Here is a 26,575-nt window from a genome sequence, read left to right as displayed (position 1 = left end):
GCAGACCCGTTCCTGCCACCTGTAGCTGTCGCACTGTCCTGTGCCCGCCATCCGTGTAGGGCGATCCCTACCCCAAACCTTCCATCCGGCTGATGCCAATCTCTCCGGCCCCCCGATTTCCGCGGGCTGGCGGCTGGACTACGCTTGCTCCATGGCAGTCCAAAACAAAAAGGTGCGGGTATGAGCGAGGTGGATTCAAATGATGTGCTGGTCAGCTTTCGTGGCGTGCAGAAGAGCTACGACGGCGAGAACCTGATCGTCAAAGACCTCAACCTGGAGATTCGCAAGGGCGAGTTCCTGACCCTGCTCGGACCGTCCGGGTCGGGCAAGACCACCAGCCTGATGATGCTCGCCGGTTTCGAAACCCCCACCGCCGGCGAGATCCAGCTGGCCGGCCGCTCCATCAACAATGTGCCGCCCCACAAGCGCGACATCGGCATGGTGTTCCAGAACTACGCGCTGTTCCCGCACATGACCGTCTCCGAGAACCTGACGTTTCCGCTCTCTGTACGCGGCCTGAGCAAGACCGACATCAGCGAGCGGGTCAAGCGTGTACTGAGCATGGTCCAGCTCGATGCCTTCGCCCAGCGCTACCCGGCGCAACTCTCCGGTGGCCAGCAGCAGCGGGTGGCCCTGGCCCGGGCGCTGGTGTTCGAGCCACAGCTGGTGCTGATGGACGAACCCCTCGGCGCCCTCGACAAGCAACTGCGCGAACACATGCAGATGGAGATCAAGCACCTGCACCAGCGCCTCGGCGTGACGGTGGTGTACGTGACCCACGACCAGGGCGAAGCACTGACCATGTCCGACCGGGTGGCGGTGTTCCACCAGGGCGAGATCCAGCAGATCGCTGCCCCGCGCACCTTGTACGAAGAACCGAAAAACACCTTCGTCGCCAACTTCATCGGCGAGAACAACCGCCTCAATGGCCGCCTGCACAGCCACACCGGCGACCGCTGCGTGGTCGAACTGGCGCGCGGCGAAAAGGTCGAGGCGCTGGCGGTGAACGTCGGCCAGGTCGGCGGCCCGGTGACCCTGTCGGTGCGCCCCGAGCGCGTCAGCCTGAATGGCTCCAGCGAAAGCTGCGTCAACCGTTTCTCCGGGCGCGTGGCCGAGTTCATCTACCTGGGCGACCACGTGCGGGTGCGCCTGGAAGTCTGCGGCAAGACCGATTTTTTTGTGAAACAACCGATCGCCGAGCTGGACACAGCCCTGGCGGTCGGCGACGTGGTACCGATTGGCTGGCAAGTCGAGCACGTTCGCGCACTCGACCCACTTCTAGAGGCGAATTGATCGCCCCCTTGCTTCACCAACCTCGCACGTGGAGAGAACAACAATGTTGAGATCCCTGAAATATTCCGCCCTGGCTCTGAGCTTGATGGGCGCGACACAGGCCATGGCAGGCCCTGATTTGACGGTGGTGTCCTTTGGTGGCGCGAACAAGGCGGCGCAGGTCAAGGCCTTCTATGCACCGTGGGAAAGCGCGGGCAACGGCAAGATCGTCGCCGGTGAATACAACGGTGAAATGGCCAAGGTCAAGGCCATGGTCGACACCAAGAGCGTGTCCTGGGACCTGGTGGAAGTGGAGTCGCCGGAACTGTCCCGTGGCTGTGACGAAGACATGTTCGAGCCCCTGGACCCGAAACTGTTCGGCAACCCGGGCGACTACGTGAAGGGCGCGATCCAGCCGTGCGGCGTGGGTTTCTTCGTGTGGTCCACGGTGCTGGCCTACAACGCCGACAAACTGAAAGCACCGCCAGGCGGCTGGGCCGATTTCTGGGACACCAAGAAATTCCCGGGCAAACGCGGCCTGCGCAAGGGCGCCAAGTACACCCTGGAATTCGCCTTGATGGCTGACGGTGTGGCGCCGAAGGATGTGTACAAGGTGCTGGCCGGCAAAGATGGCCAGGACCGTGCGTTCAAGAAGCTCGATGAGCTCAAGCCGTATATCCAGTGGTGGGAAGCGGGCGCCCAACCGCCGCAGTACCTCGCTTCTGGCGACGTGGTGATGAGTTCTGCCTACAACGGCCGGATCGCTGCCGTGCAGAAAGAAAGCAATTTGAAAGTGGTGTGGAACGGCGGGATCTACGATTTCGACGCCTGGGCCATTCCAAAAGGCCTGGCGAAAGACCGTGCTGACGCGGCGAAGAAGTTCATCGCCTTCTCGGTGCAGCCGCAGCAGCAGAAGACCTATTCGGAAAACATCGCCTACGGCCCGGCCAATACCCAGGCGGTACCGTTGCTGGCGAAGGACATCCTGAAGGATATGCCGACTACCCCGGAAAACATCGCCAACCAGGTGCAGATCGACGTGAGCTTCTGGGCGGATAACGGTGAGCAACTGGAGCAGCGCTTCAATTCCTGGGCTGCCAAGTAACCACCGCACCCAGGGTGGATGGGCTTTTTGTGGCGAGGGGGCTTGTCCCCCGTTGGGCTGCGAAGCGGCCCCAAAACCAGCCACCGCGGTCAGTCTAATAAACCACAGTGGCTTTACTGGGGCTGCTGCGCAGCCCAACGGGGGACAAGCCCCCTCGCCACAGGTGTGGGCCTTCACAGGTCTGCATTCTTTTTTACGATCCGGAGTTCGCCATGGCCCTCGCCATTCCCAGCCCCACCCTGAAACAGCGCCTGGCGCGTGCCGAGCGGCTCAACCGCTGGAAGGCCCAGGCCCTGATCGCGCCATTGGTGGTGTTTTTGCTGCTGGTGTTCCTGGTACCGATCGTGGCGCTGCTCTACAAAAGCGTCGGCAACCCGGAAGTGGTGGGCGGCCTGCCGCGCACGGTGGTGGCGGTGACGGCCTGGGACGGTCGTGGCTTGCCTGGCGAGCCGGTGTACCAGGCCATCAGCGAGGACCTGGGCGAAGCCCGGAAAAACTCGACCCTGGGCGACCTCTCCAAACGCTTGAACATGGAGCTGGCGGGCTATCGCAGCCTGCTGACGAAAACCGCGCGGGCGCTGCCGTTCACCGAAGCGCCTGCCTCCTATAAAGAAGCGCTGGAAAACCTCGACGAACGCTGGGGCGACCCGGCGTACTGGCAGGCGATCCGGCGCAACACCAGCAGCCTCACGCCATACTACTTGCTGGCCGCCGTCGATCACCGCATCGACGACCTCGGCGAAATCGCCCCGGCCACCCCGGACCAGGCGATCTACCTCGATATCTTCGCCCGTACGTTCTGGATGGGCCTGGTCATCACCGTGTGCTGCCTGCTGCTGGCCTATCCGTTGGCTTACCTGCTGGCCAACTTGCCGGCGCGGCAAAGCAATTTGCTGATGATCCTGGTGCTGCTGCCGTTCTGGACCTCGGTGCTGGTGCGCGTGGCGGCCTGGATCGTGTTGCTGCAGTCCGGCGGCTTGATCAACAGCGCGCTGATGGGCATGGGGCTGATCGATAAACCCGTCGAGTTGGTGTTCAACCGGCTGGGGGTCTACATCTCCATGGTGCACATTCTGCTGCCCTTCATGATTTTGCCGATCTACAGCGTGATGAAAGGCATCTCGCCCACCTACATGCGGGCGGCAATCTCCCTGGGCTGCCACCCATTCGCCAGCTTCTGGCGCGTGTACTTCCCGCAGACCTACGCAGGCGTTGGTGCCGGCTGCTTGTTGGTGTTCATTTTGGCGATTGGCTACTACATCACCCCGGCCTTGCTGGGCAGCCCGAACGACCAGATGGTCAGCTACTTCGTGGCCTTCTACACCAACACCAGCATCAACTGGGGCATGGCCACGGCCTTGGGCGGCTTGTTGCTGCTGGCCACCGTGGTGCTGTACCTGATCTACAACTGGCTGGTGGGCGCCAGCCGCCTGCGCCTGAGCTAAGGAGACCGTTGCGATGCTGAGCCCTTATATGTCGCCCGTGGAACGGGTCTGGTTCTACAGCTTGCGGATCCTCTGCGGCCTGATCCTGTTGTTCCTGATCTTGCCGGTGCTGGTGATCATCCCGCTGTCGTTCAACAGTGGAAGTTTCCTGGTCTACCCGCTGCAAGGTTTCTCGCTGCACTGGTACCAGGATTTCTTCGGTTCGGCGGAATGGATGCGCGCCCTGAAGAACAGCATCATCGTGGCTCCGGCGGCTACAGTGCTGGCGATGGTGTTCGGCACGCTGGCGGCGATTGGCCTGACCCGGGGGCACTTTCCCGGCAAGGCGCTGGTGATGGCCCTGGTGATTTCGCCGATGGTAGTGCCCGTGGTGATTATCGGTGTGGCCAGTTACCTGTTCTTCGCGCCGCTGGGCCTGGGCAACAGCTTCTTCTCGCTGATCGTGGTGCACGCGGTGCTGGGCGTGCCGTTTGTGATCATCACCGTGTCGGCGACCTTGCAGGGGTTCAACCATAACCTGGTGCGGGCGGCGGCCAGCCTGGGCGCGTCACCGCTGACGGCGTTTCGTCGGGTGACCTTGCCATTGATTGCCCCGGGGGTGATCTCCGGGGCGCTGTTCGCCTTTGCCACCTCGTTCGATGAAGTGGTAGTGACGCTGTTCCTCGCCGGGCCCGAGCAGGCAACCTTGCCACGGCAGATGTTCAGCGGCATCCGTGAAAACCTCAGCCCTACCATTGCCGCCGCGGCCACCTTGCTGATTGCCTTCTCGGTGGTGCTGTTGCTGACCCTGGAATGGCTGCGCGGGCGCAGCGAGAAACTGCGTACGGCCCAGGTCTAAAGCCAAACAGAGATCAAAATGTGGGAGCGGGCTTGCTCGCGAAGGCGGTGTGTCAGTCAACGGAGATATCGACTGGCCTACCGCCTTCGCGAGCAAGCCCGCTCCCACATTGGGTTTGTGTCTATTCAGTAGCTGAATGCAAGACAACCAGCCCAAGTCAGCTAATCTTGTGCCAGCCCATAACTGATAAGAGGCCGCGCACATGAGTACTTCCTCATTCAAGATCGCCCACAAACTGCTCACCGGCCCAGGCGCCATCGAGCAACTGGCCGCCGAGCTGACGCGGCTGGATGTCGACAACCCGCTGATTGTCACCGATGCGGCACTGGTCAAGTCCGGCACCGTGGCGCTGGCGCTGGAACACCTGGGCGAACGGACCTACGAGATTTTCGACCGCGTGCTGCCCGACCCGGAAATCGCCATCGTCGAGGACTGCATGCGCGTCTACCGCGAAGGCGGGCATGACGGCCTGATCGGCGTCGGCGGCGGCAGTGCCATCGACATCGCCAAGAGCGTGGCGGCCTACGCCGGTTACCACGGCGCCCTGGCCGACCTGTTCGGCGTGGACCAGGTGCCGCGCAAAGGCCCGCCGCTGATCGCGATTCCCACCACCGCCGGCACCGGTTCGGAGGTGACCAACGTGGCGATTCTGTCGGACAAGGTCGCGCAACTGAAAAAAGGCATCGTCAGTGATTACCTGCTGCCGGACGTGGCCCTGATCAGCCCGCAGATGACCCTGACTTGCCCCCGCAGCGTCACCGCCGCCAGTGGGGTGGACGCATTGGTGCACGCCATCGAATCCTACCTGTCGCTGAATGCCTCGCCGATCACCGATGCACTGGCCATCGGGGCGATCAAACTGATTGCCAAGGCGTTGCCCAAGGCCTACGCCAACCCCGCCAACCTTGAGGCCCGGGACGACATGGCCACCGCCAGCCTGATGGCCGGGATGGCGTTCGGGAATGCCGGCGTGGGCGCGGTGCATGCGTTGGCCTACCCGTTGGGCGGGCGTTTCAACATCGCCCACGGCGTAAGCAACGCCTTGCTGCTGCCCTACGTGATGCACTGGAACAAGCTGGCGTGTGTGGAGCGCATGCAGGAGATAGCCGAGGCCATGGGCGTGAATATCACGGGGTTGAGTGCGGTGGATGCCGCCGACCAGGCCGTCGATGCGATGACGCGACTGTGTGCCGCAGTCGAGATTCCGTCCGGCCTGCGCAGCTTCGGTGTGCCTGAAGACGCGATCCCGGCCATGGCGGTAGAAGCGGCGGGGATCGAGCGGCTGATGCGCAACAATCCGCGCAAGCTCAGCGCCGCGGATATCGAGAAAATCTACCGGGCAGCTTATTAACCATTGAGCGAGGTCACGGTGCGCGCGGCAAAGCATGAGGTATACAATGCGCGCCATCGTGATTTAGCTCAAAAAGGTGCGTCATGCAGCCCTTCGTCATTGCTCCATCGATTCTCTCCGCCGACTTCGCCCGCCTGGGCGAGGAAGTCGACAACGTGTTGGCCGCCGGTGCCGACTTCGTTCACTTCGATGTCATGGACAACCACTATGTGCCGAACCTGACCATTGGTCCGATGGTCTGCGCCGCCCTGCGTAAATACGGCGTGACCGCGCCTATCGATGCGCACTTGATGGTCAGCCCGGTGGACCGCATCGTCGGTGACTTCATCGAAGCCGGCGCGACCTACATCACCTTCCACCCGGAAGCCACGTTGCACGTGGACCGCACCCTGCAACTGATCCGCGAGGGCGGTTGCAAGGCGGGCCTGGTGTTCAACCCGGCCACTCCGCTGAGCGTGCTTGAGTACGTGATGGACAAAGTCGACATGGTGTTGCTGATGAGCGTCAACCCGGGCTTCGGCGGGCAGAAGTTCATCCCCGGCACTCTTAACAAGCTGCGTGAAGCGCGGGCGCTGATCGATGCGTCGGGCCGTGATATCCGCCTGGAGATCGACGGTGGCGTCAACGTCAACAACATCCGCGAAATCGCCGCGGCCGGTGCCGACACCTTTGTGGCCGGTTCGGCAATCTTCAATGCCCCGGACTATCAGGAAGTGATCGCCAAGATGCGTGCAGAACTGGCGCTGGCGCGCCCATGAGTGGCTTTGAGCAACTGTTCCCCGGCAAACTGCCACGGCTGGTGATGTTCGATCTGGACGGTACGTTGATCGATTCAGTGCCGGACCTGGCCGCGGCGGTGGACCAGATGCTGCTCAAGCTGGGGCGCAAGCCGGCGGGTATCGAGTCGGTGCGCGAGTGGGTCGGCAATGGCGCGCAGATGCTGGTGCGTCGGGCCTTGGCCAACAACATCGAGGCCGAGGGTGTCGATGATGTGGAAGCCGAGCATGCGCTTGAGCTGTTCAACGTGGCCTACGAAAACGGCCACGAACTCACCGTGGTTTATCCCGGCGTGCGCGACACCCTGAAATGGCTGCACAAGCAGGGCGTGGAAATGGCCCTGATCACCAACAAGCCGGAGCGTTTCGTCGCACCGCTGTTGGACCAGATGAAGATCGGCCGGTATTTCCGCTGGATCATCGGCGGCGATACCTTGCCGCAGAAGAAGCCCGACCCGGCCGCGCTGTTCTTCGTGATGAAAATGGCCAATATCCCGGCCTCCCAATCGCTGTTTGTCGGCGATTCGCGCAGTGATGTGCTGGCGGCGAAAGCGGCGGGGGTCAAGTGCGTGGCCTTGAGTTACGGCTACAACCATGGCCGGCCGATTGCCGAAGAATCCCCGGCGCTGGTGATTGATGACCTGCGCCTGTTAATCCCCGGTTGCTTGGGAACGGGCGCTGAGATAACGTTGCCCGACGCTGTTCCATCCCCTTCTGGAAATCCCATCGTGGTGGTCACTCGCAAACTCTGGATGAAAGTCATCAAGGCCCTGGCCCGCTGGCGTTGGCGCGCCTGACTGATCCTCGCCGCGCTGCGGCACGTTTGCACACCTGACCGTTAGACCCTCAAGCCACGAGGCACCTCATGATCCGCGAAGAATTCCTGCGTTTGGCCGCTGCCGGCTACAACCGTATCCCCATGGCCTGCGAAACCCTGGCCGACTTCGACACGCCATTGTCGATCTACCTGAAACTGGCCGACGAGCCCAACTCCTATCTGCTGGAGTCGGTGCAGGGCGGCGAGAAGTGGGGCCGTTATTCGATCATCGGCCTGCCGTGCCGCACGGTGCTGCGGGTACATGATCACCATGTGAGCATCACCCTGGACGGCGTCGAGATCGAAAGCCACGATGTGGAAGACCCGCTGGCCTTCGTCGAGGAATTCAAGGCGCGCTACAACGTGCCGACCATCGCCGGCCTGCCGCGCTTCAACGGCGGCCTGGTGGGTTACTTCGGCTACGACTGCGTGCGCTACGTGGAAAAACGCCTGGGCAAATCCCCGAACCCCGATCCGTTGGGTGTGCCGGACATTCTGCTGATGGTTTCCGACGCGGTGGTGGTGTTCGACAACCTCGCGGGCAAGATGCACGCTATCGTGTTGGCGGATCCTTCCCAGGCCGATGCGTTCGAGCAAGGCCAGGCGAGCCTGGAAGCGCTGCTGGAAAAACTGCGCCAGCCGATCACCCCGCGTCGCGGCCTGGACCTCAGCCGTCCACCGGCGGCTGACCCGGTATTCCGCTCCAGCTTTACCCAGGATGACTACGAGCGTGCGGTCGATACCATCAAGGAATATATCCTTGCCGGTGACTGCATGCAGGTGGTGCCGTCGCAACGCATGTCCATCGACTTCAAGGCCGCGCCGATTGATTTGTACCGGGCGCTGCGCTGTTTCAACCCGACGCCGTACATGTACTTCTTCAACTTTGGCGACTTCCACGTCGTGGGCAGTTCGCCGGAAGTGCTGGTGCGGGTTGAAGACAACCTGATCACCGTACGCCCGATTGCCGGCACCCGCCCTCGCGGTGCGACCGAAGAGGCCGACCTGGCGCTGGAACAGGACCTGTTGAGCGACGACAAGGAAATCGCCGAGCACTTGATGCTGATCGACCTGGGCCGCAATGACACCGGGCGTGTCTCGGAAATCGGTTCGGTGAAGCTCACCGAGAAGATGGTGATCGAGCGTTACTCCAACGTGATGCACATCGTGTCCAACGTCACCGGCGAGCTGAAGGCCGGGTTGACGGCGATGGATGCACTGCGGGCGATCCTGCCGGCGGGCACCTTGTCGGGCGCACCGAAGATTCGCGCGATGGAAATCATCGACGAGCTGGAGCCGGTGAAGCGGGGTGTGTATGGCGGCGCGGTGGGGTATTTCGCCTGGAACGGCAATATGGACACTGCGATCGCGATCCGTACGGCGGTGATCAAGGACGGCGAACTGCACGTGCAGGCGGGCGGCGGGATTGTGGCCGACTCGGTACCGGCCCTGGAATGGGAAGAGACGCTGAACAAGCGCCGGGCGATGTTCCGCGCGGTGGCGTTGGCTGAGCAGACCCCGCAGGACTGAAGTCAGACGTAGATCAAAAATGTGGGAGCGGGCTTGCTCGCGAAGGCGGAGTATCAGTCGATATATAAGGCGACTGTCGCACCGCTTTCGCGAGCAAGCCCGCTCCCACATTTGGTATTTGTCAGTTTCAAGTCCGAGTCAGAAATCCAGACTCACCCCGACACTCAGCCCTTGCTGGGTAAAGTTGTCATCCTTTCTCACGTTATAGGCCGCGTTCAACGCCAGGTCCTTGGTCACCTTGTGGGTAATCCCCAGGTTCAAGCGATCTGAATTGCTGCGTGGCGTGTAGCCGTCCAGTTTGAAATCAATCCCCGGCACGCTGTTGAGGGACATGCCCACTCGCTGCGTATCGTTTTCAAACTCGTGCTCGTGGGCCACTTCGCCAAACACCAGGGTTTGCGGGGTGAAGCGGTAGTTGGCTTGTAATCCGATTCCCAAACGCTTGGAGTCGCGCTGTTGGTCATCAAAGGTCAGCGCGGTGGAACGGGCATCTTTCTCCGAATAACCATTCACCTCGACCCGCGAATAGTCAGCGCTGATAAAGGGTGAGAAGTGCCATTCGCTGTTTGGCTCGGCGATGTCATACCCAACCCGTGCGCTCAATGCCCATAGCCAGCCGTCGGTGTCGCCTTTCTCGGTGCCTTCGCTGATGCCCAGGGCGAACTTGCGCTTGAGGTTGTCGAAGTCCAGTTTGCCGCCGGTCAATGCGGCGTCGGCCCACCAGTGGTCCTCTTGATACTGGGCGAACGCGGTGCCCAGGTAGCTGTTGAGCTTGTAGTCCGAATCGCTGGCGCCAGCCTCAAGACTCTGGCGATAGAAGCCTGCTGCCACACCCACGCGCCACTCGTCATTGAGCCTGTAGCTGCCACCGATGTTCAGGTTATAGCCGCTGCCGTCACCGCTGGCCGAGCTGTTCTGATCATCGAAGTCCAGGTGCTGGCCGCCAGCGTCGACGATCGCCCGCCATTGGCCCACGGCCTGCCAGCTACGGGAGTCGGCTTGCCATTGGTTGCGCAATGAATCCTGATGGGCGCGCAAGGTGCCTTGGGCCATTTCCGGAAGCAGGGTGATTTCCCAGGGGGCTGCCAGCAGCGAATACGCGTAGTCGGCGATCAGTACCTGGCCGGCCTCGGTCGGGTGCACGGTGTCGTTGTAAATCAGCTTGGTCGGGTCCGGATTGGTGCCGCCGACGCCATACACCGGATTCCTGCAGGTGGTGCCGCTGAAGCACGTCTGGTTGAGGTTCTGGTCGGTGGCAAAACCAAAACGCCCGGGATCGGCAAAGGTTTCCTTGAGCAGCAACGGAATGTTCAGCGGGATGATCTGCGCATCGATTTGCGACAGGCGCTGTACCAGGGTCTGGTTGAACGCGCCGGCCAGGGTGCTGACGGCCCCTTGGAGCGGGGTGCCATTGACGGCAGGTGTCAGGCCCAGGTCCGGCAGCATCCATACCATTACATAACGGGCGCCAGCCTGTTGCAGCGCCTGGGCGCTGTCGGCCAGGCGCCCGGCTGCGGCCGAGGCCTGGTCGGGGCTGAGGACCAGGCCGTCGAGGAAGTCATTGCCGCCGCCGGAGAGAAAGTACAAGGCGTTGGGGTCGGCTCGGCCCCCCGTTGATGCCAGGTATCCGGGACGTGTACGCAATACCTGCCCGGTGTCGCTGTCGGTGACGGTGGAATTACCGGTGATGGCATCGTAGATCTGTTGGGTGGTGTAGCCGCCGACGGCCCAGTTATTGCCGTCTGGCTGGCCCAGCGCGGCGCGCTCCGGCGAGGTCGAGGCATTCAGGTCGCCCGGGGCAACACCCAGCTTGCCGCCCAATAACGTCGAGGAGATCAGCGATGTGCTTTCGCCGCTGCCGTCGAAGTATTGCGGGCCGGTGCGGTTGGTGAAGCGATAGGTTGAGCCCGGTGCGCCAGGGTCGGCAAATGTACCGGCGTCGGCCAGGCTGTCACCGAAAACGACCATCGTCGAATAAGGCGAGGGTGCGGCGAAGGCTTGCGAGCATGCCAGCGCCAAGAGGCAGCCGACGATGGGGGTGAAATAGGGCATCTTGGTCATGAGTCCGTCCATGATTTTGTTTTTTTGTCAGCACTGTGACTGTAGCGCCCTTGGAAGGGTTCTGAAAAGTTTGACGCCAATTATCAGTCGGGCAGTTTCCCCCGTATTTGCGGCTCGATATTGCACCGTTGGCGAGGCTACGTTACTGTGCCTGAACGTATGAATGAGACCCTCCCCGTGTTGATCATCAGCAAACTCTTGATGCGAGTAGTCAAGGCACACGCCCGTTGGCGTTGGCGCGCCTAACTTTTCTCTACCGGCCCCGCCGGACCTGTACCGATTTGCCTTCTTCACCCTCTGTTAAACGCCCCTTGCCGACCAACCCCGGCAACCGGAAAGTGCGTCTGGCAGCGGGTCACTCCCTTGGAAGGCCGTCATTAGAAGTCAGTGAATTCAAGAGGTTTTAACCCACATGTTGCTGATGATTGATAACTACGACTCCTTTACCTACAACGTTGTGCAGTACCTGGGCGAGCTCGGCGCCGAGGTCAAGGTGGTGCGCAACGACGAATTGACCGTGGCCCAGATCGCCGCGTTGAACCCTGAACGCATCGTCGTCTCCCCAGGCCCGTGTACGCCGACCGAAGCGGGCATCTCCCTCGAAGCCATCCAATACTTTGCCGGCAAGCTGCCGATCCTGGGCGTGTGCCTGGGCCATCAGTCCATCGGCCAGGCCTTCGGTGGCGACGTCGTCCGCGCCCGCCAGGTAATGCACGGCAAGACCAGCCCGGTATTTCACAAGGACCAGGGCGTATTCCAGGGTTTGAACCTGCCGGTAACGGTAACCCGCTACCACTCGCTGGTGGTCAAGCGTGAAACCCTGCCCGAGTGCCTTGAGCTGACGGCCTGGACCCAGCTGGAAGATGGCTCGGTCGACGAGATCATGGGCCTGCGTCACAAGACACTGAACGTCGAAGGGGTGCAATTTCACCCGGAATCGATTTTGACCGAGCAGGGCTTCGAGCTGTTCGCTAACTTTCTCAAGCAGAGCGGCGGCACGCGCTAAGGACTTTTCATGGATATCAAGACTGCCCTGAGCCGTATCGTCGGCCATCTGGACCTGAGCACCGCTGAAATGAGCGATGTGATGCGCGAGATCATGACCGGTCAATGCACCGACGCGCAGATCGGCGCGTTCATGATGGCCATGCGCATGAAGAGCGAGAGCATCGACGAAATCGTCGGCGCTGTGTCGGTCATGCGTGAGCTGGCCGACAAGGTTGAACTCAAGACCCTCGACGGCGTGGTCGACGTGGTCGGCACCGGCGGCGACGGTGCGAACATTTTCAACGTGTCGACGGCTTCTTCCTTTGTGGTGGCCGCTGCCGGCTGCACCGTGGCCAAGCACGGTAACCGCGCGGTGTCGGGTAAAAGCGGCAGCGCCGATTTGCTGGAAGCAGCAGGCATCTACCTGAACCTGACCCCGGTACAAGTGGCGCGCTGCATCGATCATGTCGGCATCGGCTTCATGTTTGCCCAGTCCCATCACGGCGCGATGAAACACGCCGCCGGCCCGCGCAAGGACTTGGGCTTGCGTACCCTGTTCAACATGCTCGGCCCGCTTACGAATCCGGCCGGTGTGAAGCATCAGGTAGTGGGCGTGTTCAGCCAGGCGCTGTGCCGGCCATTGGCTGAAGTCCTGCAGCGCCTGGGCAGCAAGCACGTGCTGGTGGTGCATTCCAAGGATGGCCTCGACGAGTTCAGCCTGGCAGCACCGACCTTCGTGGCGGAGCTGAAGAACGACCAGGTCACCGAGTATTGGGTCGAGCCAGAAGACCTCGGCATGAAAAGCCAGAGCCTGCACGGCCTGGCGGTAGAAAGCCCGGCCGCCTCCCTTGAACTGATTCGCGATGCCCTGGGACGCCGCAAGACCGAAAACGGACAGAAAGCCGCAGAAATGATTGTGCTCAACGCCGGTGCGGCGCTGTACGCCGCGGATCACGCCTACAGTCTTAAAGAGGGTGTTGCCCTCGCTCATGATGCATTGCATACCGGGCTGGCGCGCGAAAAGCTCGAAGAACTGGGTGCGTTTACTGCGGTGTTCAAAGTGGAGAATGAAGGATGAGTGTTCCGACCGTTCTGGAAAAAATCCTGGCCCGCAAGGCAGAAGAAGTCGCCGAGCGCCGTGCCCGGGTCAGCCTGGCTGAGCTGGAAGGCCTGGCGAAAACCGCCGATGCACCGCGTGGGTTCGCCAATGCGCTGATCAAGCAGGCCAAGGAAAAACAGCCGGCCGTTATCGCTGAAATCAAGAAGGCTTCGCCGAGCAAGGGCGTGATTCGCGAGATCTTCATCCCTGAAGACATTGCCAAGAGCTATGAAAAGGGCGGCGCGACGTGCCTCTCGGTGTTGACTGATATCGACTTCTTCCAGGGTTCCGACCTGTACTTGCAGCAAGCACGTGCCGCGTGCTCGCTGCCGGTGATCCGCAAGGACTTCATGGTCGACCCCTACCAGATCGTCGAAGCCCGTGCCTTGGGCGCCGATTGCGTGCTGTTGATCGTCTCCGCACTGGATGACGTGAAGATGGCCGAACTGGCGGCCGTGGCCAAGAGCGTCGGCCTCGACGTGCTGGTGGAAGTGCACGACGGTGATGAACTGGAACGCGCGTTGAAAACCCTCGACACACCGTTGGTGGGCGTCAACAACCGCAACCTGCACACCTTCGAAGTCAGCCTGGAAAACACCCTCGACCTGTTGCCGCGCATCCCGCGCGACCGGTTGGTGATCACCGAAAGCGGCATCGTCAATCGCGCCGATGTGGAACTGATGGAAATCAGCGGCGTGTACTCGTTCCTCGTCGGCGAAACCTTCATGCGTGCCGAGAACCCGGGGGCTGAATTGCAGCGCCTGTTCTTCCCGGAGCGTGGCGTTGCCGTCAGTGGCTCGACCCTGGATTGATGATGACCCAGCCGGTGGCGATGACGGTCGAGGCAGGCCTTAAGGCCGAGCAGGATTTGCTCGCCGCGGTCTGTGCCGGCGAGCAACCGTTCGGCCTGCTGTTCTGGCAGCCCAGCGATCAAGCGTTGGTGATGCCTCGTCGTTTGAGCCGCCTTCCGGCATTCGAGACCGCCAGCCAGGTGTCGGCAGACGCCGGTTGGCCGGTGCTGCTGCGGGAAACGGGCGGTGAGCCTGTCCCGCAATCGGCAGCCACGGTCAATATCGCGTTGGTCTACGCGCCACCACGCAGTGAAGGCGACCAGGGCCGTATCGAAATCGGCTACCAGCGTCTGTGCCAGCCGATTTGCGACCTGCTGACCGAGTTGGGTGGCAACGCGTCGGTGGGCGAGATCGACGGTGCGTTTTGCGACGGTCGCTACAACGTCAACCTTGATGGTCGCAAAATGGTCGGTACCGCCCAGCGCTGGCGCCAGAGTGGCGGGCGCCCGGTGGGGTTGGTGCATGGTGCGTTGCTGCTGGATGACGATCGCGTCGAATTGATCGCCGCGGTCAATCGCTTCAATGAAGCATGCGGCCTGGAACAACGGGTGCGCGCCGAAAGCCACATCGCCCTGCACGAAGCCTTTGCGGCGCCAGATGCGATTGCCCGGCTTGATACGTTGTACCGTCAGATGCTTGCGAGTTTCCTGCCGGTTTAACGCGTACCGAAGACCACCATGGTCTTGCCTTTGACATGCACCAGGTTGCGTTCCTCCAGGTCCTTGAGCACACGGCCAACCATTTCCCTTGAGCAACCGACGATCCGCCCGATTTCCTGGCGGGTGATCTTGATCTGCATCCCGTCGGGATGGGTCATTGCGTCCGGTTGCTTGCACAACTCCAGCAGGCAGCGGGCAACCCGGCCGGTGACGTCGAAGAACGCCAGGTCGCCGACTTTGCGCGTGGTGTCTCTCAGGCGCTGTGCGATCTGGCCGCTCAGGGCGTACAGAATGTCGGGATCCTGCTGGGCCAGTTCGCGAAATTTCGTATAGCTGATCTCGGCGACTTCGCATTCGACCTTGGCCCGCACCCAGGCACTGCGTTGCTGTTCCTTGCCGGCTTGTTCGAAAAGCCCGAGTTCACCGAAGAAATCACCGGTATTGAGGTAGGCGATGATCATTTCGCGACCATCGTCATCCTCGATCAGGATGGTGACCGAGCCTTTGATAATGAAGAACAGGGATTCCGAGCGCTCGCCCGCGCAGATGATGTTGTGCTTGGCTGGATGACGCCGGCGCTGACAATGCATCAGCAGTTTGTCGAGGTTCTTGATTTTGGGTGTGGGAGTAATAGCAACCATGGTTGTATCCCGAAAAGACTGCACGGTGTTGGTGAGCTTGTTTTTTTATCCAGCGCGATCAACGGCTAAGCTACATCATCCAATGGATGGCAATGCGCCATTGATTTGGCGCCAGCTTAACAGACACATTCTGACTTCATTAGGGAATTTACCCAGCAAACCCTGCTGTTGATCGCTTTCATGGGAAACGCTGCCGGCCCAAAGTGCTGTGCTAAGCTGGCGACCCTTTTTTAGCAGTGGAGTCTGGGCGATGAAGGCACGCATCCAATGGGCGGGCGAAGCCATGTTCCTCGGTGAGTCGGGCAGTGGCCACGTGGTGGTCATGGACGGCCCGCCGGAGGCCGGTGGCCGCAACCTGGGCGTACGCCCGATGGAAATGCTCCTGCTCGGTGTAGGCGGTTGCAGCAATTTCGATGTGGTGAGCATCCTGAAGAAGTCCCGCCAGGCGGTGGAAAGCTGCGAAGCATTCCTGGAAGCCGAGCGTGCCACCGAAGACCCGAAGGTGTTTACCAGGATCCACATGCACTTTGTCGTCAAGGGCCGGGCGCTTAAAGAAGCCCAGGTCAAGCGGGCCATCGAGTTGTCGGCAGAGAAGTACTGCTCGGCCTCGATCATGCTGGGCGCTGCGGGCGTTGCCATCACTCATGATTACGAGATCATTGAGTTGGGCTGATTCTTCAATCGGCAGGCAAAAAGAAAGGGCGCTTGATAGCGCCCTTTTTTGTTTTCTGCTGAAACTAGATGCGGTACGTGCTTTTGGTCATGACCTTGGCCAGAAGGCTCATGCCAAATTTCACCGGTGCCGGGAAGCGGAAGCCGCCCGCGTCCAGCGCGCTTTCGGCGTGATGTTCTTCATCAATGCGCATCTGCTCAAGAATCGCCCGGGACTTTTCGTCTTCAGCCGGCAGTTGCTCGAGGTGTTCATTGAGGTGTTTGCACACCTGATGCTCGGTGGCGGCCACAAAACCCAGGCTGACTTTGTCGCTGATCAGCCCGGCCACCGCACCAATGCCAAACGATAAGCCGTAGAACAGCGGGTTCAGCACGCTCGGATGGCTGTTCAACTGGCGAATGCGTTGTTCGCACCAGGCCAGGTGATCGATTTCTTCTTCGGCGGCATGTTCCATCGCAGCGCGCACTTGCGGCAGCTTGGCGGTCAGGGCCTGGCCCTGGTACAGCGCCTGGGCACAGACCTCGCCGGTATGGTTGATACGCATCAGGCCGGCGACGTGGCGGGTGTCGGTCTCGCTCATCTGCGCTTCGGGCCGCACGATGGCGGGCGACGGGCGGTGCGGTTGGCCGCTGAATGGCAGCAGCGTGCGCATGGCCGTATCGGCTTGCAGCAACAGACGATCAATCGGCGAGTAGTGACGTTGGGTAGTCATGCTGACCTCCGGGAAGAATCTCGGCGGCCAGTTTACCGCAAGAGAGGGGGAAGCGTTTGCGCTGGGTCAAATTGCTTGTGTGGCGAGGGAGCTTGCTCGCGTTGGAGTGCGCAGCGCTCTCGTTTTTGGGGCTGCTACGCAGCCCAGCGGGAGCAAGCTCCCTCGCCACAGCAAGCTGCCTCGCCACAGGTAGTGCTCAGCCCGGCGGCCAGTTCATCTGGCGTTGACCCAGAACATGCATGTGGATGTGATAAACGGTCTGTCCGCCATCTTCGTTGCAGTTCATCACCACACGGAAGCCCTTTTCACAGCCTTGCTCAACCGCCAGGCGCTGGGCGGTGAACAGGATATGCCCGGCCAGCGCCTTGTCTTCCTCGGTGAGGTCGTTGAGGGTGCGGATCGGCTTTTTCGGAATCACCAGGAAATGCACGGGTGCCATTGGCGCGATGTCGTGAAAGGCCAGGACCTGGTCATCCTCGTAGATGATCTTCGCGGGTATTTCTCTGTTGATGATCTTGGTGAACAGAGTATCCACAGCTGTTTCTCCATTGTGAAAGTGCAGGGTGAGTGTACTCAGGCGATCAGCGCGGGCAATAGGCCTTGTTGATCGCGCCGGCAATCTTGCGGGTCAGCCAGCGCGGGCTCAGGCGCGGGCTGAACGCCAGCCAGCGATTACGCCGGCCGGGAATGATGATGGCTTTGTTCCTGGCCAGCGCACGCACGGTGTAGAGCGCGACTTCTTCCGGGCTCATCAACTGTTGGCTGCGATCCAGCTTGGCGGTGTCCATTTGGGCGGTGCCGAAGAATGCGGTGCGGGTCGGGCCGGGGCAAAGGACGGAAACCTTGATGCCGCAGGTCTTCAGTTCCTCGCGCAAGCCTTCGGAAAAGTGCAGCACGTAGGCCTTGCTGGCGTAGTAAGTGCTCATCCACGGGCCGGGTTGGAACGCGGCAACCGACGCGACGTTGAGAATCTGCCCGCCGCCGTGCAGGGCCATGGCGTTGCCGAGGGCATGGCACATGCGGGTCAGGGCGAGGATGTTGACCTCCATCAGGTCCTGCTCGGTCATCCAGTCCTGCGCCAGGAACGGGCCGCTGGTACCGATGCCGGCGCAGTTGACCAGCAGGTCGATTTGCCGCTCGCCTTCTTCCAGTTCCAGCAGGAACCCGGAGAGCCGCAGGGGCTCGCCCAGGTCACAGGCACGGAACAGCACCTCGACGCCGAAGCGCTGAGTCAATTCGATTGCAATGCTTTCCAACTGATCACGCTGGCGGGCCACCAGAATCAAGCTGCGGCCGCGACGGGCCAGTGCTTCGGCCAAGGCCAGGCCGATGCCGCTGGAGGCACCGGTGATCAGAGCGTAACGGGTCATGCGTTTCTCCATCGCAACGCTACCGGGCCTGTGACAGAGGCGTCACAGGCGTCGGGCGTTTTTCACTGTTGCGTAGAGTCTACAGGTTCGGCTGTGTCGTCAGCACTTTGCACATCGACTTCATCGACGGTGGTGGCCTGGTCGCTGTCGTCATCGGAGTTGATGGAGCTGCTTTCGTAGCTGCCACCTACATCGCTTTCCAGTTGATCCAGGTAGCCGCTCATGCCCACCAACACCGCGCCGGCAAATACCAGCGGAATGAATGCGAGCCACAATGCGGAGAGGATTTTCACCGCAGTGGAGTTACGCGGTGGTGGCGCGCCGTACTGGTTTGCGCCCGTGTTACCGGGGAGGACCATCAGCAGGATCGGGAAGATGCTGCCAACGAAGGGCACCAGATGCAGGAACCACAGCCAGCCGGACCAGCCCAGGTCATGCAGGCGCTGCACGGTGATCTGTACGCTGACCCACACAGCGGCCACGAGTATGGCAATCCCCACCAGGAAGCCAATGACCATGGCAATCGTCGGAGAGACCGCAGCGATACCAAGTCCGACGGTGAAGAACACGCTTGAGACGAGGAGGATCACCACGCTCAGCACCAGCGTCCACGCCAGGAAGCGCAGGCGTCCGATCCGGCCGTTGACGGTGAATACCTTAAGGGTGGAAAACTCCGGCAGGTTCTCGCCAACCGCGGCCCGGGGCGGGGCGTAAGGCGATGCGGCGGGGCGGGTGTAGTCAGTCGCGCTGCCGGAGTCCGTTTCATGGGTTTCGGCAAGGCTGAAGGCGACCGGCTGCTCTTCTTCTATCCGCGCATCCACCCCGGCGTTTTTCAGCGCTTGCAGATAGGTCTCGGCATCGGCGCGGGAAAGGTCGCGTTTCAGCGCGACCGGGCGGCCGGTGAAAAGCTTTTCGATCGCGTCGACATCACTTTTGAACAACTCGGCGAGGTTCAGCTTGGCGGTGGTGCTTTCGACACCCGGGAGCAATGCGCCATCAAACACAATCTTGAAACGGTTGTCGCTCATGCGGGCATCCTTGTCACTTGAATAGGGGAGGCCTGCCTTGATCAGCAGGCTTTGGATCGCGGATCAGCGTGGCCAGCGTTCAGGCAATTGTGCCGCATGCTCGAGCGCCTTGCGGTATTCGGCATCCAGGCGGGCCACGAGTTCATCGACGCTGGGCAAATCATCAATCTCTCCGACGCCCTGGCCGGCGGACCACACGGTCTTCCAGGCTTTGGCTTCGTCGTTGAGTGGCTTGAGCTTGGAGCCAAAATTGACTTCACCCTTGCCTTGCAGTGCGGCGAGGTCGAAACCGGCATTTTCCAGGCTCTGGCGCATGAAGCTTGCGGGAACACCGGAGACGGCTGGAGTGTGCACGATGTCGGCGGCGCGCGATGTGAGCAGCATCTCTTTATAGGCATCCGGGGCATGGCTTTCGGTGGTGCCGATAAAACGCGTGCCGAAATAGGCCAGGTCGGCGCCGAGCAGTTGCGCGGCGAGGATTTCGTGGCCGTGGTTCAGGCAACCGGCGAGCAGCAGGGTTTTGTCGAAGAACTGACGGATTTCTGCGATCAGCGAGAACGGGCTCCAGGTGCCGGCGTGGCCACCGGCGCCCGCCGCAACGGCGATCAGGCCATCGACGCCGGCTTCAGCGGCTTTTTCGGCGTGGCGCCGGGTGGTGACATCGTGGAATACCAGGCCGCCGTAGCTATGCACCGCGTCTACCAATTCTTTCACCGCGCCCAGGCTGGTGATGACGATCGGCACCTTGTGCTCGACGCAGATCGCCAGGTCAGCTTCCACCCGCGGGTTACTGTTGTGCACGATCAGGTTGACCGCATAGGGCGCCGGGTTATCCAGCAGCGCCAGGCCCGCTTCGATTTCTTCCAGCCACGCCTTGAAGCCGCTGCTTTCCCGCTGGTTGAGGGCAGGGAAGCTGCCGACGATCCCGTTGCGGCAGCAGGCCAGCACCAGTTGCGGGTTGGAGATCAGAAACATCGGCGCAGCCACGACGGGCAGGCGCAGACTGTGTTCGAGCGAAGCGGGCAGCGACATTGGAAGTACCCCGAGTAATAGAGATTAGAACGGTTTGACCACGACCAAAATTACGATAGCCAGCAATATCAGAACTGGCACTTCATTGAACCAGCGATAAAAGACATGGCTGCGGGTGTTTTCGCCACGGGCGAAACGTTTTACCTGCGCGCCGCACATATGGTGGTAGCCGATGAGCAGTACTACCAGAGTCAACTTGGCGTGGATCCACCCGCCGGATTGAAAGATGGCCGGGTTGAGGTAGATCAGCCAGCCGCCGAACACCAGGCTGGCGATCATCGCCGGGCCCATGATGCCGCGGTACAGCTTGCGCTCCATCACGCTGAAGCGTTCCTTGCTGATGGTGTCCTCGCTTTGGGCGTGGTAGACGAACAGGCGCGGAAGGTAGAACAGCGCGGCAAACCAGCAGACGATGCTGACGATATGAAAGGCTTTGACCCATAGATAAAGCATTTTTAGTTATTCCCAGGTTCACGGTAGCTGAAGATAGTAGTGGCTCTTGCGTCTACACGTCATGTTGAAGGTTGTCGCAGGACGATACGAACCCTATTATCGACGGCTTTCCAGTGGGTTCGTTGAGGGCAGGTTTATGGTCAAGGTCGGTATCGTCGGCGGCACGGGTTACACCGGTGTCGAATTGCTGCGTCTGTTGGCTCAGCATCCGCAAGCTGAGGTGGTGGTGATCACTTCCCGATCCGAGGCCGGCCTGGCTGTGGCCGATATGTACCCGAACCTGCGAGGCCACTATGACGGCCTGGCGTTCAGCGTTCCGGATATCAAGACCCTGGGCGCGTGTGATGTGGTGTTCTTTGCCACGCCTCACGGTGTGGCCCATGCCCTGGCGGGCGAGTTGCTGGCCGCCGGCACCAAGGTGATCGACTTGTCGGCAGACTTCCGCCTGCAGGACGCCGATGAGTGGGCCAAGTGGTACGGCCAGCCTCACGGTGCACCGCAGTTGCTGGAAGAGGCGGTGTACGGCCTGCCGGAAGTCAATCGTGAGCAGATCAAGCAAGCACGCCTGATCGCCGTGCCGGGTTGCTATCCGACGGCTACGCAGTTGGGTTTCCTGCCATTGCTGGAAGCCGGGCTGGCGGATGCATCGCGGCTGATTGCTGACTGCAAGTCGGGCGTCAGTGGTGCTGGTCGTGGGGCCGCTGTAGGTTCGCTTTACTCCGAGACGTCGGAAAGCATGAAAGCCTATGCAGTCAAAGGCCATCGTCACTTGCCGGAAATTCGCCAGGGGCTGCGTCGTGCTGCGGGCAAGGATGTCGGCCTGACGTTTGTGCCGCACCTGACACCGATGATCCGCGGGATCCACTCCACACTGTATGCGACGGTCGTTGATCGCTCGGTAGACCTGCAGGCGCTGTTTGAAAAGCGCTATGCCAATGAGCCGTTCGTCGATGTGATGCCGGCGGGCAGCCACCCGGAGACCCGCAGCGTGCGCGGTGCCAACGTGTGCCGTATCGCAGTGCATCGTCCACAGGATGGTGACCTGGTGGTGGTATTGTCGGTCATCGACAACCTGGTCAAGGGCGCTTCGGGCCAGGCTGTGCAGAACATGAACATCCTGTTTGGCCTGGATGAGAAGCTGGGCCTGTCCCACGCGGGCATGCTGCCGTAAATTTTCTGCTGTTGCGCAAAGGCCCGTTGATCGGGCCTTTCGTGTTTTTAATGGCCGCTGCGCAGATTGATATACCGTAACAATAGTTGACCGCTTTTCTAGGAGAAGCGGATAATGCCCGCCATCACGCATATGGCGGCGCTACGCCGGGAGATTATCAGCATGAGCGTTGAATCCTTCACCCCCACGGCTTTGCAATTCACCCACGGTGCTGCGCACAAGGTGAAGAGCCTGGTCGATGAAGAGGGTAATGATCGCTTGAAGCTGCGCGTATTTGTTACGGGCGGCGGTTGTTCAGGGTTTCAGTACGGTTTTACCTTCGATGAAGACGTGGCCGATGACGACACCATCGTTGAGCGCGAGGGCGTCAGCCTGGTTGTCGATCCGATGAGCTTCCAGTACCTGGCAGGAGCCGAGGTGGACTATCAGGAAGGTCTGGAAGGTTCGCGCTTCGTGATCAAGAACCCGAATGCCACCACCACTTGTGGTTGCGGGTCTTCGTTCTCGATCTGATCGACAGCGGATATAAAAACGCCGCTTGGCCTTGATAGGGCCAAGCGGCGTTTTGCTGTGTGGGATTCAGGCGGGGTAGATCGCGCCGAGTACACGAAGGCCGCGGGCGCCGGTGACGCTGGGGCGGTTGGCGGCGATGCCTTCCAGGCAGCAATGGGCCAGCCAGGCGAACGCCATGGCTTCGACCCAGTCAGGGTCTACGCCGCAGGTGGCGGTGCTGCTGACCTGGGTCGCCGGCAGCAGGGCGCTCAGGCGGCTCATCAAGGTTGCGTTGTGGGCGCCGCCGCCGCAGACCAGCAGGGTTTCGGTCTGTGGTTGGGCGGTTTGCAGGGATTCGACGATGGTCAGGGCAGTCAGCTCGAGCAATGTGGCTTGCACGTCCTGGGCTGCGAATGGCGGCAATCGTCCCAGGTGATGCTCAAGCCATCCCAGGTTGAAGACTTCGCGACCGGTGCTTTTTGGCCCCTTGGTCACAAAGAACGGATCGCTGAGCAATGCCTTGAGTAGCTGGGGTTCAACCTTCCCGCTGGCAGCCCACTGGCCATCGCGGTCGAAGTTCTCGCCGCGTTGCTGGTGAATCCAGGCATCCAGCAGGACATTCCCCGGGCCGCAGTCGAAGCCCGCGACCGGTTTGCCGGTCTCGATCAGGCTGAGGTTGCTGAAGCCGCCCACATTCAGTACGGCGCGGTTGCCCGTACGCTCGCCAAACAGTGCCTCATGAAATGCAGGCACCAGCGGGGCGCCTTGGCCTCCGGCGGCGACATCGCGGCTACGGAAATCACTGACGACGGTGATTTCCGTCAATTCGGTGAGCAGCGCCGGGTTGCCGATCTGCACGGTAAAACCCCGTGCAGGTTCGTGACGAATGGTTTGGCCGTGGCTGCCAATCGCTCGAATGTCCTGGGGCTTGAGGTTCTGCTGATCGAGTAGGGCGTGAATACCTTGGGCGGCAAGCGTCACCCAGTTCTGCTGCGCGAGCGCCGAACGGGCAATCTCGTCCGGGCCGCTGGCGCACAGGCCAAGCAGCTCGGAACGCAGGGATTCAGGCATGGGGATGTAGTGGGTGGCGATCAGCTTGATCGCCGGGCCTTGCTCGATCAGCGCAATGTCCAAGCCATCAAGGCTGGTCCCGGACATCACACCTATATAGAGCGACATGGCTTAGCGCTTCGCCGAAGCCAGGAGAGTAGAGCGCTCCTGGTCCATGCGGGCCATCAATGGCTGGCTCTGCTGCAGGAAGCGAGCGCGCTCGGCCTTGGCGATCGGGTCGGCCATTGGCAGCTTCTGGCCCAGTGGGTCGACGTGCACGCCGTTGACCTGGAACTCGTAGTGCAAGTGCGGGCCGGTGGACAGCCCGGTAGTGCCGATGTAACCGATCACCTGGCCCTGCTTGACGTTGCCGCCGGTCTGGATGCCCTTGGCGAAACCTTGCATATGGCCATACAGCGTACGGTAGGTGGCCCCGTGCTGGATGATCACGGTGTTGCCGTAGCCGCCACGGCGACCGGCCAGCAAGACCTTGCCGTCACCGGCAGCCTTGATCGGCGTGCCACGCGGGGCGGCGTAGTCGACGCCTTTGTGAGCGCGAATTTTGTTCAGAATTGGATGCTTGCGACCCATCGAGAAACGCGAGCTAATACGGGCGAAGTCAACCGGGGTGCGGATGAACGCCTTGCGCATGCTGTTGCCGTCGGCGGTGTAGTAGCTGCTGTTGCCTTGTTTGTTGGTGTAGCGCACGGCGGTGTAGGTCTTGCCACGGTTGGTAAACCGCGCAGAAAGGATGTTACCGGTGCCGACGACCTTGCCGTTGGCGACCTTCTGTTCGTAGATCACGTCGAATTCGTCACCCTGGCGAATGTCCTGGGCGAAGTCGATGTCGTAGCCAAACACGCTGGCCATGTCCATGGTCATGCTGTGGGACAGGCCGGCGCGGGCGGCGGACTGCGACAGCGAGCTGTTGATCACGCCGTGTACATAGGCGGAGCGCATGACCGGCTTGGTGGTGATGCGGTTGAACGCAAAGCCCTTGGCGCCTTTGGTCAGGGTGATGCTTTCCAGGTCGCTGACGTTGCTGTGCAGGTTGGTCAACTGGCCGTCGGGCGCCAGTTCGAATTCAAGCTTCTGGCCATGCTTGAGTTGGGTGAATTGCTTGGCCTGCTTGTCGCTTGCCAGTACATCGTTGACCGTCGCGGCGGGGAGGCCGACCTTTTCGAACAGGGTCGAAAGGGTGTCGCCCTTGGCAACAATGACTTCCCGGTGCAGCGGGTTCTTGGGTGCCTCTACTACCGCAGGTTCGGCCTGCGCGGTTTCCTTGGTGTCTTCGGCGCTGCTTTCGATCTGGGCAAACGGCGATTCGGCTGCGCCATTTGTGGCTTGAAGTGCGTCGGAAGCGTCTTGATCTTGTGTCAGTTGCTCAACCGGACTTTCAAGGTCAAGGCTTAGGGTCGTTCGTTTGGCTTCTACGTCGCTGGAAGGAAATACCAGGAGTGCCAGGCTCAGAAGGGCGGCGATCCCACTTGCGGCGAGCAGGTGGGTCTTCGGGTAAAGCGGCGGCGCTTTAGACGGTTCTGTGGTCATAAGTAATTTTGACTTTGAAAAGATGAATTGGAAAAGATGAATGACATGATGAAGATGAAATAACTGTATAAAATATAACCAAATCATCTGTGGTGCAAGCTTGCGAACGCTGGGCTTGCTGAACGGTGTCCGTGCGCAGGGCAAAACTTGTAATTAGTCCCTGATCTTGTATGGTTGGTTCCCTTTTGAATCTGAGCCTTGCGGGTCTGTTATGAAGTCGGTTGAAGAGCAGCTAGCGCTGATCAAACGTGGTGCGGAAGAACTGTTGGTCGAAGCTGAGCTGATCGAAAAGCTCAAGCGTGGCCAGCCCCTGCGTATTAAGGCCGGCTTTGATCCGACGGCGCCGGATCTGCACCTTGGGCATACGGTGCTTATTCATAAGCTGCGCCAGTTCCAGGAACTGGGGCATCAGGTGATCTTCCTTATAGGTGACTTCACCGGGATGATCGGCGATCCGAGCGGCAAGAGCGCTACGCGTCCGCCGCTGACCCGTGAGCAGGTTCTCGATAACGCCGAGACCTACAAGACCCAGGTCTTCAAGATTCTTGATCCGGCCAAGACCGAGGTGGCCTTCAACTCCACCTGGATGGATCAGATGGGGCCGGCGGACTTCATTCGTCTGACGTCCCAATACACCGTTGCTCGCATGCTCGAGCGCGATGACTTCGATAAGCGCTACTCCACCAATCAGCCGATCGCGATCCATGAGTTCCTGTACCCGTTGGTTCAAGGGTATGACTCGGTGGCGTTGCGTGCCGATGTCGAGCTGGGCGGTACCGATCAGAAGTTCAACCTGCTGATGGGGCGTGAGCTGCAGCGTGCGTATGGGCAAGAGGCTCAGTGCATTCTGACGATGCCGTTGCTGGAAGGGCTGGATGGCGTCAAGAAGATGTCCAAGTCCCTGGGTAACTATGTCGGTATCCAGGAAGCGCCGGGTGTGATGTACGGCAAGCTGGTTTCGATTCCGGATGCGCTGATGTGGCGTTACTTCGAACTGTTGAGTTTCCGCTCGATGGATGAGATCAATGCATTGCGTGCTGAAGTGGAAGCTGGGGCTAACCCGCGGGATGTGAAGATCAAGCTGGCTGAAGAGATTGTTGCGCGCTTCCATGGTGAAGAGGCTGCGGCCAGTGCTCACCGTGCTGCGGGTAACCGTATGAAGGATGGCGAGCTGCCGGATGATCTGCCTGAGATTGAATTGACTGCTGGCGAGGCAATGCCGATCGCTGCCGTCCTTAATAAGGCGGGCCTGGTGAAGAACTCGGCGGTGGCGCGCGACCTTCTGGGGTCTGGCGGTGTGCGTATAGATGGTGAGGTTGTCGATCGCACCTTTATATACGAGCTGGGCGCGACCCACGTTTGCCAGGCCGGCAAGAAGGCATTTGCGCGTATTACGCTTAAATCCGAATAAACCTGAAATTAACTGTTGACGGCGTTTTATATCTGTCTATAATTCGCCCCACTTCCGGCGCAGTCGAAACGGAAAACTCCTTGGTAAACAAAGAGTTATGTAGGTTTCGACAGCGAGTAGCTTCAGATCATCGAAGCCCAGAAGGAGTTAGTAAGGCAGTGTTGTTTGGCCCTATTAACGTTTCGATCTTCTCGGTCGAAAGC

At 60.7% G+C, this 26,575-nt stretch carries 26 protein-coding genes; 16 read left to right on the top strand and 10 right to left on the bottom strand.

The features are described 5' to 3' along the window. The first annotated feature begins 180 nt into the window (after positions 1-180). The 8 genes from HX801_RS14365 to trpE all read left to right on the top strand — a co-directional run bounded on the left by HX801_RS14365 (position 181) and on the right by trpE (position 9,134). Entirely contained in the window at positions 181-1,293 is a 1,113-nt protein-coding gene (locus HX801_RS14365; protein ID WP_177022278.1) for an ABC transporter ATP-binding protein, read from the top strand. Positions 1,294-1,336: 43 nt separating this feature from the next. After that, entirely contained in the window at positions 1,337-2,377 is a 1,041-nt protein-coding gene (locus tag HX801_RS14360) for an ABC transporter substrate-binding protein (protein WP_003210973.1), read from the top strand. A gap of 212 nt (positions 2,378-2,589) precedes the next feature. After that, positions 2,590-3,822: an ABC transporter permease gene (locus tag HX801_RS14355; protein ID WP_003210972.1), complete on the top strand. Its 1,233-nt coding sequence runs from the start codon at positions 2,590-2,592 to the stop codon at positions 3,820-3,822. A 13-nt stretch (positions 3,823-3,835) separates the two neighbouring features. After that, positions 3,836-4,660, top strand: coding sequence for an ABC transporter permease (locus HX801_RS14350; protein WP_003210970.1), 825 nt, complete (start codon positions 3,836-3,838; stop codon positions 4,658-4,660). 202 nt (positions 4,661-4,862) lie between these two features. Further along, complete coding sequence (locus HX801_RS14345) at positions 4,863-6,011, top strand: iron-containing alcohol dehydrogenase (RefSeq protein ID WP_003210968.1); 1,149 nt, start codon at positions 4,863-4,865, stop codon at positions 6,009-6,011. 83 nt (positions 6,012-6,094) lie between these two features. Next, complete coding sequence (rpe, locus tag HX801_RS14340) at positions 6,095-6,769, top strand: ribulose-phosphate 3-epimerase (protein WP_008434441.1); 675 nt, start codon at positions 6,095-6,097, stop codon at positions 6,767-6,769. Further along, the gene (locus tag HX801_RS14335) at positions 6,766-7,584 is read left to right on the top strand and encodes a phosphoglycolate phosphatase (protein WP_003210964.1); all 819 of its coding nucleotides are present in this window, start codon (positions 6,766-6,768) and stop codon (positions 7,582-7,584) included. Before rpe ends, HX801_RS14335 begins: the two co-directional genes overlap by 4 nt. Positions 7,585-7,652: 68 nt before the next feature. Then, the gene (trpE, locus tag HX801_RS14330; protein WP_003210962.1) at positions 7,653-9,134 is read left to right on the top strand and encodes an anthranilate synthase component I; all 1,482 of its coding nucleotides are present in this window, start codon (positions 7,653-7,655) and stop codon (positions 9,132-9,134) included. A 138-nt stretch (positions 9,135-9,272) separates the two neighbouring features. On the opposite strand, the gene estP is transcribed toward trpE, so the two are convergent. Next, positions 9,273-11,195, bottom strand: coding sequence for an esterase EstP (gene estP / locus HX801_RS14325; RefSeq protein ID WP_008434445.1), 1,923 nt, complete (start codon positions 11,193-11,195; stop codon positions 9,273-9,275). A 412-nt stretch (positions 11,196-11,607) separates the two neighbouring features. Here estP and HX801_RS14320 point away from each other — a divergent pair, with 412 nt between their 5' ends. Genes HX801_RS14320 through HX801_RS14305 form a run of 4 tightly spaced genes read left to right on the top strand, consistent with a single transcriptional unit; the run spans position 11,608 to position 14,791 of the window. After that, positions 11,608-12,201, top strand: coding sequence for an aminodeoxychorismate/anthranilate synthase component II (locus HX801_RS14320; protein WP_003210957.1), 594 nt, complete (start codon positions 11,608-11,610; stop codon positions 12,199-12,201). Positions 12,202-12,210: 9 nt separating this feature from the next. Then, the gene (trpD, locus tag HX801_RS14315) at positions 12,211-13,260 is read left to right on the top strand and encodes an anthranilate phosphoribosyltransferase (protein WP_003210955.1); all 1,050 of its coding nucleotides are present in this window, start codon (positions 12,211-12,213) and stop codon (positions 13,258-13,260) included. Beyond that, the gene (gene trpC, locus HX801_RS14310; protein ID WP_063026793.1) at positions 13,257-14,093 is read left to right on the top strand and encodes an indole-3-glycerol phosphate synthase TrpC; all 837 of its coding nucleotides are present in this window, start codon (positions 13,257-13,259) and stop codon (positions 14,091-14,093) included. Before trpD ends, trpC begins: the two co-directional genes overlap by 4 nt. A 2-nt stretch (positions 14,094-14,095) precedes the next feature. Beyond that, on the top strand, positions 14,096-14,791 hold the full coding sequence (locus HX801_RS14305; RefSeq protein ID WP_177022448.1) for a lipoate--protein ligase family protein: 696 nt from the start codon (positions 14,096-14,098) through the stop codon (positions 14,789-14,791). On the opposite strand, the gene crp is transcribed toward HX801_RS14305, so the two are convergent. Then, positions 14,788-15,432, bottom strand: coding sequence for a cAMP-activated global transcriptional regulator CRP (gene crp / locus HX801_RS14300; protein WP_003210949.1), 645 nt, complete (start codon positions 15,430-15,432; stop codon positions 14,788-14,790). The two genes, HX801_RS14305 and crp, sit on opposite strands and share 4 nt — an antisense overlap. 250 nt (positions 15,433-15,682) lie before the next feature. On the opposite strand from crp, the gene HX801_RS14295 reads away from it, so the two are divergent. Further along, positions 15,683-16,105 (top strand): OsmC family protein, encoded by a 423-nt coding sequence (locus HX801_RS14295; RefSeq protein ID WP_003210947.1) that lies wholly within the window; start codon positions 15,683-15,685, stop codon positions 16,103-16,105. Positions 16,106-16,169: 64 nt separating this feature from the next. On the opposite strand, the gene coq7 is transcribed toward HX801_RS14295, so the two are convergent. The 6 genes from coq7 to hemJ all read right to left on the bottom strand — a co-directional run bounded on the left by coq7 (position 16,170) and on the right by hemJ (position 20,700). Next, complete coding sequence (gene coq7 / locus HX801_RS14290; protein WP_003210945.1) at positions 16,170-16,817, bottom strand: 2-polyprenyl-3-methyl-6-methoxy-1,4-benzoquinone monooxygenase; 648 nt, start codon at positions 16,815-16,817, stop codon at positions 16,170-16,172. 196 nt (positions 16,818-17,013) lie between these two features. After that, the gene (locus tag HX801_RS14285) at positions 17,014-17,352 is read right to left on the bottom strand and encodes a histidine triad nucleotide-binding protein (RefSeq protein ID WP_003210943.1); all 339 of its coding nucleotides are present in this window, start codon (positions 17,350-17,352) and stop codon (positions 17,014-17,016) included. A 46-nt stretch (positions 17,353-17,398) separates the two neighbouring features. Further along, on the bottom strand, positions 17,399-18,187 hold the full coding sequence (locus tag HX801_RS14280) for an SDR family oxidoreductase (protein WP_003210941.1): 789 nt from the start codon (positions 18,185-18,187) through the stop codon (positions 17,399-17,401). A gap of 62 nt (positions 18,188-18,249) precedes the next feature. Beyond that, positions 18,250-19,215: a DUF805 domain-containing protein gene (locus HX801_RS14275; RefSeq protein WP_003210940.1), complete on the bottom strand. Its 966-nt coding sequence runs from the start codon at positions 19,213-19,215 to the stop codon at positions 18,250-18,252. A gap of 63 nt (positions 19,216-19,278) precedes the next feature. Beyond that, positions 19,279-20,247 (bottom strand): nitronate monooxygenase family protein, encoded by a 969-nt coding sequence (locus HX801_RS14270; protein WP_003210939.1) that lies wholly within the window; start codon positions 20,245-20,247, stop codon positions 19,279-19,281. A 24-nt stretch (positions 20,248-20,271) separates the two neighbouring features. Continuing rightward, on the bottom strand, positions 20,272-20,700 hold the full coding sequence (gene hemJ / locus HX801_RS14265; RefSeq protein ID WP_003210937.1) for a protoporphyrinogen oxidase HemJ: 429 nt from the start codon (positions 20,698-20,700) through the stop codon (positions 20,272-20,274). A 136-nt stretch (positions 20,701-20,836) separates the two neighbouring features. Between hemJ and argC the strand changes: the two genes are divergently transcribed. Next, positions 20,837-21,871 (top strand): N-acetyl-gamma-glutamyl-phosphate reductase, encoded by a 1,035-nt coding sequence (gene argC / locus HX801_RS14260; RefSeq protein ID WP_003210935.1) that lies wholly within the window; start codon positions 20,837-20,839, stop codon positions 21,869-21,871. A 162-nt stretch (positions 21,872-22,033) separates the two neighbouring features. Then, positions 22,034-22,384, top strand: a complete 351-nt coding sequence (gene erpA / locus HX801_RS14255; RefSeq protein ID WP_003176443.1) for an iron-sulfur cluster insertion protein ErpA — start codon at positions 22,034-22,036, stop codon at positions 22,382-22,384. A 66-nt stretch (positions 22,385-22,450) separates the two neighbouring features. Here erpA and HX801_RS14250 read toward each other — a convergent pair whose 3' ends face one another. Together HX801_RS14250 and HX801_RS14245 are read right to left on the bottom strand one after the other, a co-directional pair. Beyond that, the gene (locus HX801_RS14250) at positions 22,451-23,542 is read right to left on the bottom strand and encodes an anhydro-N-acetylmuramic acid kinase (protein WP_003210933.1); all 1,092 of its coding nucleotides are present in this window, start codon (positions 23,540-23,542) and stop codon (positions 22,451-22,453) included. A gap of 3 nt (positions 23,543-23,545) precedes the next feature. Further along, positions 23,546-24,961, bottom strand: coding sequence for a peptidoglycan DD-metalloendopeptidase family protein (locus HX801_RS14245; protein ID WP_003210931.1), 1,416 nt, complete (start codon positions 24,959-24,961; stop codon positions 23,546-23,548). A 211-nt stretch (positions 24,962-25,172) separates the two neighbouring features. Here HX801_RS14245 and tyrS point away from each other — a divergent pair, with 211 nt between their 5' ends. Continuing rightward, positions 25,173-26,372: a tyrosine--tRNA ligase gene (gene tyrS / locus HX801_RS14240; protein WP_177022277.1), complete on the top strand. Its 1,200-nt coding sequence runs from the start codon at positions 25,173-25,175 to the stop codon at positions 26,370-26,372. The last annotated feature ends 203 nt before the right edge of the window (positions 26,373-26,575 follow it).

This window comes from Pseudomonas sp. G1002 (assembly GCF_013385455.1).
In the GTDB taxonomy this organism is placed as follows: domain Bacteria; phylum Pseudomonadota; class Gammaproteobacteria; order Pseudomonadales; family Pseudomonadaceae; genus Aquipseudomonas.
This window is presented reverse-complemented; position numbering and strand designations above follow the sequence as displayed.

Bases quoted from the DNA above. Each gene is read 5' to 3' on its own strand.
- HX801_RS14365 (WP_177022278.1), top strand. From the start codon at position 181: ATGAGCGAGGTGGATTCAAATGATGTGCTGGTCAGCTTTCGTGGCGTG.
- HX801_RS14360 (WP_003210973.1), top strand. From the start codon at position 1,337: ATGTTGAGATCCCTGAAATATTCCGCCCTGGCTCTGAGCTTGATGGGC.
- HX801_RS14355 (WP_003210972.1), top strand. From the start codon at position 2,590: ATGGCCCTCGCCATTCCCAGCCCCACCCTGAAACAGCGCCTGGCGCGT.
- HX801_RS14350 (WP_003210970.1), top strand. From the start codon at position 3,836: ATGCTGAGCCCTTATATGTCGCCCGTGGAACGGGTCTGGTTCTACAGC.
- HX801_RS14345 (WP_003210968.1), top strand. From the start codon at position 4,863: ATGAGTACTTCCTCATTCAAGATCGCCCACAAACTGCTCACCGGCCCA.
- rpe (WP_008434441.1), top strand. From the start codon at position 6,095: ATGCAGCCCTTCGTCATTGCTCCATCGATTCTCTCCGCCGACTTCGCC.
- HX801_RS14335 (WP_003210964.1), top strand. From the start codon at position 6,766: ATGAGTGGCTTTGAGCAACTGTTCCCCGGCAAACTGCCACGGCTGGTG.
- trpE (WP_003210962.1), top strand. From the start codon at position 7,653: ATGATCCGCGAAGAATTCCTGCGTTTGGCCGCTGCCGGCTACAACCGT.
- estP (WP_008434445.1), bottom strand. From the start codon at position 11,195: ATGACCAAGATGCCCTATTTCACCCCCATCGTCGGCTGCCTCTTGGCG.
- HX801_RS14320 (WP_003210957.1), top strand. From the start codon at position 11,608: ATGTTGCTGATGATTGATAACTACGACTCCTTTACCTACAACGTTGTG.
- trpD (WP_003210955.1), top strand. From the start codon at position 12,211: ATGGATATCAAGACTGCCCTGAGCCGTATCGTCGGCCATCTGGACCTG.
- trpC (WP_063026793.1), top strand. From the start codon at position 13,257: ATGAGTGTTCCGACCGTTCTGGAAAAAATCCTGGCCCGCAAGGCAGAA.
- HX801_RS14305 (WP_177022448.1), top strand. From the start codon at position 14,096: ATGACCCAGCCGGTGGCGATGACGGTCGAGGCAGGCCTTAAGGCCGAG.
- crp (WP_003210949.1), bottom strand. From the start codon at position 15,432: ATGGTTGCTATTACTCCCACACCCAAAATCAAGAACCTCGACAAACTG.
- HX801_RS14295 (WP_003210947.1), top strand. From the start codon at position 15,683: ATGAAGGCACGCATCCAATGGGCGGGCGAAGCCATGTTCCTCGGTGAG.
- coq7 (WP_003210945.1), bottom strand. From the start codon at position 16,817: ATGACTACCCAACGTCACTACTCGCCGATTGATCGTCTGTTGCTGCAA.
- HX801_RS14280 (WP_003210941.1), bottom strand. From the start codon at position 18,187: ATGACCCGTTACGCTCTGATCACCGGTGCCTCCAGCGGCATCGGCCTG.
- HX801_RS14275 (WP_003210940.1), bottom strand. From the start codon at position 19,215: ATGAGCGACAACCGTTTCAAGATTGTGTTTGATGGCGCATTGCTCCCG.
- HX801_RS14270 (WP_003210939.1), bottom strand. From the start codon at position 20,247: ATGTCGCTGCCCGCTTCGCTCGAACACAGTCTGCGCCTGCCCGTCGTG.
- hemJ (WP_003210937.1), bottom strand. From the start codon at position 20,700: ATGCTTTATCTATGGGTCAAAGCCTTTCATATCGTCAGCATCGTCTGC.
- argC (WP_003210935.1), top strand. From the start codon at position 20,837: ATGGTCAAGGTCGGTATCGTCGGCGGCACGGGTTACACCGGTGTCGAA.
- erpA (WP_003176443.1), top strand. From the start codon at position 22,034: ATGAGCGTTGAATCCTTCACCCCCACGGCTTTGCAATTCACCCACGGT.
- HX801_RS14250 (WP_003210933.1), bottom strand. From the start codon at position 23,542: ATGTCGCTCTATATAGGTGTGATGTCCGGGACCAGCCTTGATGGCTTG.
- HX801_RS14245 (WP_003210931.1), bottom strand. From the start codon at position 24,961: ATGACCACAGAACCGTCTAAAGCGCCGCCGCTTTACCCGAAGACCCAC.
- tyrS (WP_177022277.1), top strand. From the start codon at position 25,173: ATGAAGTCGGTTGAAGAGCAGCTAGCGCTGATCAAACGTGGTGCGGAA.